The sequence below is a fragment of the Pseudomonas sp. EL_65y_Pfl2_R96 genome, assembly GCF_963970905.1.
Taxonomy (GTDB): Bacteria; Pseudomonadota; Gammaproteobacteria; order Pseudomonadales; family Pseudomonadaceae; genus Aquipseudomonas.
Genome location: NZ_CAXAQH010000438.1, coordinates 1 through 304 on the forward strand (window position 1 = coordinate 1; position 304 = coordinate 304).

A 304-nucleotide genomic window follows, 5' to 3' on the forward strand; every position below is an offset into this window, starting at 1 on the left:
CCCGAAGCGGCTGGTTATACCTGGCCGTGGTGCTGGACTTGTTCTCACGCAAGATAGTCGGCTGGTCCATGGCCCCGAACATGCCGGCTGAGCTGGTGTGTAGTGCAATGCAGCTGGCGATTGCTCAACGTCAACCACCCCCGGGTCTGGTCGCCCACTCGGATCGTGGCAGCCAATACGCGAGCGCAAGCTACAGAGCGCTGTTGGCAAGAAATGAAATGCAGCAAAGCATGAGCCGTAAAGGTAATTGCTGGGACAACTCAGTGATGGAGCGCTTCTTCCTGAGTTTGAAAATGGAGCGGGT

At 56.9% G+C, this 304-nt stretch carries 1 protein-coding gene; it reads left to right on the top strand.

Annotated elements, in window-relative coordinates:
• Nucleotides 1-304 (top strand): DDE-type integrase/transposase/recombinase (locus AACY49_RS31460; protein WP_339528273.1); only part of this gene is annotated, 304 nt, incomplete at both ends.